Origin of the sequence: uncultured Maribacter sp. (assembly GCF_947500405.1) — a bacterium.
GTDB lineage: Bacteria > Bacteroidota > Bacteroidia > Flavobacteriales > Flavobacteriaceae > Maribacter_B.
In genome coordinates, this window is the sequence record NZ_CANMRY010000056.1 from 1 (window position 1) to 955 (window position 955).

At 32.4% G+C, this 955-nt stretch carries 2 protein-coding genes; both read left to right on the forward strand.

Annotated features, from left to right (window positions below; genetic code table 11):
* Window positions 1-109: 109 nt before the first annotated feature.
* Window positions 110-454, forward strand: coding sequence for a type II toxin-antitoxin system RelE/ParE family toxin (locus Q0945_RS15950; RefSeq protein WP_299436649.1), 345 nt, complete (start codon window positions 110-112; stop codon window positions 452-454).
* Window positions 438-740: a helix-turn-helix transcriptional regulator gene (locus tag Q0945_RS15955; protein ID WP_299436652.1), complete on the forward strand. Its 303-nt coding sequence runs from the start codon at window positions 438-440 to the stop codon at window positions 738-740. Before Q0945_RS15950 ends, Q0945_RS15955 begins: the two co-directional genes overlap by 17 nt.
* Window positions 741-955 lie beyond the last annotated feature (215 nt).

Genomic DNA, 955 nt, shown 5'->3' on the forward strand with positions numbered 1-955 from the left:
CGTTGCCATTAATACTCTAAAATCCGTCTTCACATCAAAATTTAGGAATAAAATTTGCTTAATGTTATCTAATTAGCTAACTTTGTGTTGAATTAAAAGTTGAGCAGATTTGAGTGAATTCAATCGGAAAATCGAAATCTATAAGAATCACTTTTGGGATTTTTATAATAAACAGAATAAAAAAGTACAGGACAAAATCGACTGGACAGTAACATTAGTCCAAACGAACAAAATTGTGCCTGAAAAGTATTTTAAGCATTTGACCAAAACTGACGGCCTTTGGGAAATTCGAGTTTCTGCCAACAATGGAATCTTTAGAATATTCTGCTTTTTTGACAAAGGAAATTTAGTTGTCTTATTAAGTGGATTTCAAAAAAAAACACAAAAGACACCAAAATCGGAAATTAAACGAGCTGAAAGACTTAAAAAAGAATATTATGAAAACAAAAAATAACGTAACGACTTGGGACGACCATTTAGACGCTAAATACGGAAAAAAAGGAACTGACACCAGAGAAAAGTTTCAAGAGGAATTTGAGGCATTCAGAATTGGTGTATTAATCCAAGAAGCAAGGAAAAGTAAAAACTTAACGCAACAACAGCTTGCTGATAAAGTTGGAACGACCAAAAGCTATATTTCTCGAATTGAGAACAATGCAAGTGACATTCGACTTTCTACTCTGATGAGAATAATTCGCGAAGGATTGGGCGGAAGTCTTAAATTATCGCTAAATGTCTAAGTCTTGCGAAAAGTACTAATGGCAACATTGTATATAAAAAATAGCGAAAGTCGTTGCTAACAATAAGGTTTAGGCATTTTTGGAAAGTCGCCAAATTTTTAAATTTGACGATTTCCAAGTAAAAAATAAATAGTAAAATTTAAAAATTGGCTTGTGTTTAATACGAAAAGTAACAGCTTATTTTCAGCGCTACTTTTCATATACGGAGCCGTTAC